Origin of the sequence: Chitinophaga sp., from assembly GCF_036569125.1 — a bacterium.
Classification (GTDB): Bacteria; Bacteroidota; Bacteroidia; order Chitinophagales; family Chitinophagaceae; genus Chitinophaga.
On record NZ_DATCRF010000480.1, the window covers coordinates 1 to 6898 of the forward strand.

Consider the following 6898-nt stretch of genomic DNA (forward strand, 5'->3'; position numbering starts at 1 on the left):
CTGTCGCGGTTCCATTCTTCCTTAAGCGCCTGTATTACCTGGCCGGCAAAATCGCTGATGGCGCTGATCTTAGCCGCGTCCATGTATAAAGCCACCGCTTTACCGCCATTGTTATTGATAGTATCCGCTACAGCCTGCCCCTGTTCCGGGTTGTTGTTGTAGGTGAGGATCACCCCCATGTTACGCCTGGCCGCATTCATTGCAATGCTTTTCCCGATGCCCCGGCTGCCACCGGTTACCAGGACGATCTTTGATTGTTGATTCTTTGTGTTCATGATTATAAATTTTATAACACAAAGTTCTTTCAACCCATCTTTCTTTACTTGAACATTTAACGGCAAAACTTATACATTTCTCTGAAACGGAGGAATTTCTAAAGGCATGCTTCTTGTATCCTACAATGCAAAAGACCTATATGGAACAGATGCGGATTGAACCCGACACGCGTGTTGAAATAGAATATGAGGCTGAAAATACTCCGGAGCGCGTACGCGTGCTTCGTCCGGTACTTTTCAAAGAAGCAGACATGTACTGTTGTATTTTGGGACCTGATCCCAGGACAGGTGTTTTTGGAGTTGGACCTACGCCCGCAGAATCACTACGGGATTGGGAACAGCGCCTGGAGGAGCGCTTATCGGCCACCACAGAAGATGATGATATAGCACAGGAGATCCTTGCACAGCTAAAGGCGCGGAAAGAAGATGTATGGTAGAAGGGTACCGGCTTAGCCTTCCGCCTTATCCTGGTCCGTATCATCTTTGGGTTCCCAAAGCTCAATAATGTTCCCTTCCGGATCCAGCACATGGACGAACTTTCCATACTCATATTCCACAATCTCATCAACAATGGTAACGTTCTCCTTTTTTAGCTCAGCTACCAGCGCAACGAGATCCGCCACCCGGTAGTTGATCATAAAAGGCTTGGCCGAGGGATCGAAATACCTGGTATCCCGCGGAAATGCGCTCCAGGTTGTGGATCCTTTTTTTGACGGATCATCGGCTTCCCGCCACTCAAACGTGGTTCCATATTCGCTGGTAGCCAATCCGAGGTTCTTGGCATACCATTCGTTCATAGCTTTCGGATCATCGCATTTAAAAAATACGCCGCCAAGGCCCGTTACTTTTTTCATATGTAAACTTGTTGTGCAGTTAAAAATGGAAGGAGAAGATATGCATTTTAAATGTTTCTTTATGCATCAGCTTCCGGACAATTTTCATCTATTTTTATTTGGCCAAATCTGTTTTAGTTACCCCGCTTTTTCTGCATTTAATTAAAAAGAAGGGATAGTTTTCAGTGATCTCCATGATCTCAAACAATCCGGCGCTGTCAAACTCCGCATGGATGGATGCCACATCATAAAAGAACATTTTAACGCCCCCGAACATTTCATATCGGTCTTTGCTCACCAGGGTACCCTGTCCGTAGGTATGAGCTTCTTTTGAAATGACCGTAAAGACCATGCAGCCATTTTCAGCAAGCTGATTATAGCAGTCCTGGATGAGTTTCGCACGCTCACTGCTATCCAGCAAATGGATCAAAGCATAACAAAATATGCCATCGTATTTGTTATTGTCAAAAGGCATATCTGTTACAGAGCCATGGTGGATAACCATATTTGCGCCGTAATGCTTCTCCGCCATTTCAATGGCTGTTTTTGAGATCTCGATCCCTGTTACAGCTATTCCGCTGTTTATGAAGATCTGCGCATTGCGTCCATAACCAATCCCGGGGATCAGGATGCTTTTTACTGATTCCCGGACAAAAAGATCCTTCGTTAATACGGCAGACTTTGATGGCTCAAAGCCCCACATTTCATGTTTTTCATTAAAAGCTGCTTCCCAAAATTCCGGCTTAGCGGTATTATCTGCCATGATCCTGTTTTTTTTGCAACAAAGTTACAAAAATAAAAGCACTCCCTCTATCGTTACTGGCGCCAGCTTTCCCATCCGCGGTTCACCATCAGCTTGCTGTTATTAGCTACTCCATCAAAAGCGGCGTGATTAATGCTGCATTACAGTTACATCATTTATGCGTAAAACTGATGCGGCTGGCGCAGATCCGCTAAGCCTGCTTGTATAACGCTTATCACTCGCTTATGACTGAGTTTATCAATGTCAAGCTATCGAAGTTAGGACGGTAATTTTGTTCTTCTCTGACATTTCCGGCGATAAGTATTTTTCTCACTTAATTAATCTTATCGCTATGAAGGCAGATGGTCAATATTCCTCTGAGCCCCAGCTCGTAGATAGCTTTAACCAGGCCCGGCTGGATTTTGCAGAAACAACACGGCAATTCAAAGCAACCAGACAATTACTGCTTGAACAAATAGAAAGGGCAAAAGAATTTAATAACAAAGCATTGCAGCATTTGCTTCAATGTAAAAATGCACTTGAAAAAATAAAAAGCACTCCCATCCCTCCGGACATTGAACTTTAGAGTACGCCTTCTAATATCATTCGTCAAATGTCAAACAATTTTACACCGCCTCCGGGCGGTTTTTTGTTTAACAAGCAGTTAACACCCTCTGATGAATGTCGTATATACCTTTACGTAGGTTTTTCATAGGATATGGTTAAAAAATAGCCGGGCATTCCTGCCTGGCTTTTTTTGTTCTTGGTCGGGGGAACAGTACGATCTGTTTACAATTACTGCAAAGTTGTAAGCAATGTTTTGTAAATTAATTTACCTAAACCCAACATCATGACCAAACGCGAAATAACCTTTATTTGTATCACGGCACTGGCAATGTGCATTCCCATGGCCATTATTGCGCATAAATACCAGCAGGCCCCTTTATCGTCCACTATCTACGACTGGAACAGTATTAAAGTGGAAGCTACTAAAACCGGAGAAAGGCGCCAGTTCCTTCAGGCTCCCACTCCCACATTAGATGAGCTGGAACTGCATGTAACTACCCTGAATCCCGGGGAGGCCCCTCACCCACCGCATAAGCATCCTGATGAAGAGCTGATCATCATAAAAGAGGGAACCGTTGAATCTACGGTGAACGGTATCACCAAGCGTGTGGGTCCGGGCTCCGTTATTTTCCAGGCATCGAATCAATTGCATGGTCTTAGGAATGTAGGCACTACTCAGGCGGTATACCATGTTATTAAATGGAAAACGGAAAAGACGCCCAAGGCTAAATAAGCTCCCTTCCTATATATTAGCTACCTGTAATCCCTTTTGGTAAAAAAGAACCACCATTGGTGAAAATTGGATATTTTTTTATCATGGATTTATCCATAATTTCATTTTTAAATAGATCCACGTTTTTTTTGAAATGTTATGCTAACGTTTGCATAAACAGCTGAGGGATTCACGTTATTGTTCACAGTAGTCGTTATTGATCCGGCCACCCTGATCATAGCCACGCCTGCTTTGAATTCCGCGGAATATGATAAACTAAAAACACTCATGATCGTGGCTACCCGTCATTTGCAATAATTGCCTGTTCAATTATTGCCGGGGTTTGCTTTGGGAACCCTGAAGGATGTGCTGCCATGTAACTCAATCACTGATCATAAAAAATTTAAATGAAAAAGCTTGCTATCTTCTTATTTGCGCTTTTCCTGGCGCCGGTGCTGCTGTTCGCTCAACAGCATGCAGATCATGACGGGAAAATGAAATGGTGGCGGGAAGCCCGCTTTGGCATGTTCATTCACTGGGGAGATTACGCGGTGCTTGCAGGCAATTATAAAGGCCGGCAGGTAAAGCGCGGCGGTGAATGGATCATGAACCGGGCAAAGATCCCTGTATCCGAATATCAGCAATATGCCAAGCAGTTCAATCCCGTAAAATATGATGCGGACGCCTGGGTGAAAATGGCCAGGGATGCCGGTATGAAATATATTGTGATCACGGCCAAGCATCACGATGGTTTTGCCATGTTCAAATCGCAGGCCAGCAAATGGAATATGGTGGATGCTACCCCATACGGCAAGGATGTGTTAACACCGCTGGCAGCCGCCTGCCGCAAGTATGGCATTAAGCTGGGCTTCTATTACTCGCAGGCGCAGGACTGGAATAACCCGGGTGGCGCAGCAGCCAGGAAAGCAGCTTCAGAAGGTTGGGACAATCCTGACTCCTCTAAAATAGACGCCTACACGAAAGAGCATACCGGCCACTGGGATCCTTATCAGACCAGCCGGTCCATGTCGGAATATATTGACAAGGTAGCGGTTCCCCAGGTAAAGGAGCTGTTAACCAATTATGGAGAGATAGCAGAGTTCTGGTGGGATACGCCTACGAATATGACAGACGAATTTGCGGAGAAGCTGCAGGCCGTGCTGAAGCTGCAGCCGGACATCATCACCAACGACCGCCTGAAACGCCCCAACTATCCCGGTGATTTTGTAACGCCGGAACAGCACATTCCAGCCGAAGCTATGGACGGAAAAGATTTTGAAGTATGCATGACCATGAACGGCACCTGGGGATATAAAAGCTTTGATGATAAATGGAAGAGCGTACAAACGCTGGTAAGGAACCTGATCGATATTGCCTCAAAAGGCGGGAACTACCTGCTGAATGTAGGTCCCAAAGCAGATGGAACTTTCCCACAGGAAAGCGTTGAGATCCTGGAGGGAATGGGCCGCTGGATGGATAAGAACGGCGCTGCCATTCATGCAACACAAAAAAGCCCATTAGCTCCGCTCTCCTGGGGCCGTTGCACCAAAAAGGAACATAACGGGAATACCCTTCTTTACCTTTCCGTATTTGACATGCCCGCTGGCGGAACCCTGCATGTTGACGGGATCAAAAACAGTGTGGTGGCCTGCAAGCTGCTGGCAAACGGTAACAAGCTGCAAACTTCGGCCTCGGGCAATGGGTTAGATATTAATATTTCCGGGGTAAGCGCTGATCCCATTGCAACCGTAATTGAGCTGGAAGTAAAAGGGAGTTTACTTGCGTCGCAAAGCCGCCGTCAGCAGGATGCCGAAAGCGGGAGGTGATTTTTAAGGGGTAATTCAACTCCCCCCCTTAACCGGCGCCCCCTTAATCAACAAACCTTTCAGCCGGTTACGCACCGGTATATCAATAAAGATCATCACCAGATAAGCAAAGGCGATCAACAATATTACCCCTATAATAATAACAGGGATCATCTCGCTCATAGAAGGCTTGTTCTTTTCAATCCAGCTAAAGAAGATCCATATAAATGGATAATGGACCATGTAAAGCGGGTAAGATATCTCTCCTGAAAAATTGCAAAGGCGGGTTGAAGATGCTGTTAAGCGCGCACCCGCTCCCAGTGCGATCAGGAATGGGAAGTAAAAGATCACAATAAGCGGCTCCACGATCGGGTTCCACTCCTTTACAAAGGGTACTAAAAACACAATAGCTAACAGGATGCCTACAACGGGAAAGGTGAGACGGGAGTTAATAATCCACTTTGAGCGATACACCAGCATACCTGCCAGGAAAGAATAGAATACCCTGGCAAAGCCGCCGAAAATGTTGTCGCCGCCCCAGCCTCCGCTTAAATTACCGGACCGCTGCGCTTCATAAAAGAGCGCTGCACCGGCAATGATAGTGAGGATCCATAGCACTTTATTACGGATCCTGATCAGGATAAAAGCATAGAAAATATTGGCAACGTATTCCCAGAATAAAGACCAGGTTGGAGGATTGAGATGGAACAGGTTAAAATAACGTTCAGGCACTACCGGGTAAGGGATCATCAGGCTGGCTGTAAAGAACATGGTAACCAGGTTACCGGAATATTGCAGGTAAAGATCGCTGAACGGATCAAAAATAAAAGCAATGATCCCGATAACGGCCCCAATCACAACCAGCGGGTGCAGGCGGATCAGCCTTAGCTTAAAGAAGTTCCAGACACCGATCTTCAGTAACTTCTGATCATAGGCATAAGCGATCACAAATCCTGAAAGACAAAAAAAGAAATCAACGGCTAAAAAGGCATGCGCAATAAAATTGTTGCTGTAGTCCGGTATCGCTATTTCCATGAAATGAAAAATAACAACCGCAACCGCTGCTAATCCCCGAAGACCATCCAGTATTTTAAAATGTTGCTTGGTAGCGTTAAGACCTGGTACCCCGTTTTGTTCGTACATCCAATAACGTTTCTGATGCTCAAATATTTAACAATGCAGGGGCAAAGATGTAATAATATGCTGACAATTTTTACTGGTAATTGTATTTATTCGGTCCTTAAGCTTTTAATAGGATTAGCGAGCGCCGCCTTAATGGCCTGAAAGCTTACCGTGCAAAGGGCTATCATGATCACCAGCGCTGCAGCAAAAGCAAACATTGCCCAGCTGAGCGTAATACGGTAAGGATAATTTTCCAGCCACTTATTTGCCGCAAACCAGGCCAGGGGAACGGCAATCACCAGCGCAATGAGCACCAGCTTCACAAAGTCTTTTGAAAGAATGCCGGCAATGCTTTGAACAGATGCACCCAGCACTTTCCGGATACCAATTTCCTTGGTGCGCTTTTCTGCCGACAGAACAGAGAGCCCGAACAGTCCAATGCAGGAAATAAAGATAGTTAGGAGGGCGCCAAACAGGATGATCTGTTTCCACTTGGCTTCCGATTCATAGCTTTTCAGGTTTGCTTCACTCCTGAAGGTATAATTATAGGGGCTCAGCGGGAAAAACTGTTTAAATGTTCTTTGAATATATTGGAGGCTTGCCGTGATTGCATTTGGCCGGAGCTTAATATAAAAGGTCCCGTATGGATTAGTATGTTTCATGGTGAACAGCTGCGGCGTGATCTTCTGATTCAGCGCAGTAAAATGATAATCTTTTACAACGCCGATCACCTGGTAAACCCTGTTATTATCGAAGTTAAAGATCACCGATCTGCCGATGGGGCTTTTCCATCCGGCCTGCTTTACAAATGCTTCATTAACCAGGATGGAATGAGCGGAATC

At 45.5% G+C, this 6898-nt stretch carries 9 protein-coding genes; 4 read left to right on the top strand and 5 right to left on the bottom strand.

The features are described 5' to 3' along the window. Positions 1-275 (bottom strand): SDR family NAD(P)-dependent oxidoreductase (locus tag VIM87_RS17835; protein ID WP_331998310.1); only part of this gene is annotated, 275 nt, incomplete at its 3' end. A gap of 140 nt (positions 276-415) precedes the next feature. Between VIM87_RS17835 and VIM87_RS17840 the strand changes: the two genes are divergently transcribed. Beyond that, positions 416-712: a hypothetical protein gene (locus tag VIM87_RS17840; RefSeq protein ID WP_331998311.1), complete on the top strand. Its 297-nt coding sequence runs from the start codon at positions 416-418 to the stop codon at positions 710-712. A 12-nt stretch (positions 713-724) separates the two neighbouring features. Here the strand turns inward: VIM87_RS17840 and VIM87_RS17845 are convergent, their stop codons facing one another. Both VIM87_RS17845 and VIM87_RS17850 read right to left on the bottom strand, forming a co-directional pair. Then, on the bottom strand, positions 725-1129 hold the full coding sequence (locus VIM87_RS17845; protein ID WP_331998312.1) for a VOC family protein: 405 nt from the start codon (positions 1127-1129) through the stop codon (positions 725-727). Between the two features lie 94 nt (positions 1130-1223). Beyond that, on the bottom strand, positions 1224-1871 hold the full coding sequence (locus VIM87_RS17850) for a class I SAM-dependent methyltransferase (protein ID WP_331998313.1): 648 nt from the start codon (positions 1869-1871) through the stop codon (positions 1224-1226). A 331-nt stretch (positions 1872-2202) separates the two neighbouring features. Between VIM87_RS17850 and VIM87_RS17855 the strand changes: the two genes are divergently transcribed. From VIM87_RS17855 to VIM87_RS17865, 3 genes are all read left to right on the top strand, one after another. Further along, positions 2203-2436: a hypothetical protein gene (locus VIM87_RS17855; protein WP_331998314.1), complete on the top strand. Its 234-nt coding sequence runs from the start codon at positions 2203-2205 to the stop codon at positions 2434-2436. A 264-nt stretch (positions 2437-2700) separates the two neighbouring features. Next, positions 2701-3150 carry a cupin domain-containing protein gene (locus VIM87_RS17860; RefSeq protein ID WP_331998315.1) on the top strand — a complete coding sequence of 150 codons (450 nt, stop codon included), beginning with the start codon at positions 2701-2703 and terminating at the stop codon, positions 3148-3150. 386 nt (positions 3151-3536) lie between these two features. Continuing rightward, positions 3537-4955 carry an alpha-L-fucosidase gene (locus VIM87_RS17865; protein ID WP_331998316.1) on the top strand — a complete coding sequence of 473 codons (1419 nt, stop codon included), beginning with the start codon at positions 3537-3539 and terminating at the stop codon, positions 4953-4955. 15 nt (positions 4956-4970) lie between these two features. Here the strand turns inward: VIM87_RS17865 and VIM87_RS17870 are convergent, their stop codons facing one another. Both VIM87_RS17870 and VIM87_RS17875 read right to left on the bottom strand, forming a co-directional pair. Continuing rightward, complete coding sequence (locus VIM87_RS17870) at positions 4971-6077, bottom strand: acyltransferase (protein WP_331998317.1); 1107 nt, start codon at positions 6075-6077, stop codon at positions 4971-4973. 86 nt (positions 6078-6163) lie between these two features. Continuing rightward, the coding region (locus tag VIM87_RS17875) for an ABC transporter permease (protein ID WP_331998318.1) at positions 6164-6898 on the bottom strand (735 nt) is incomplete at its 5' end.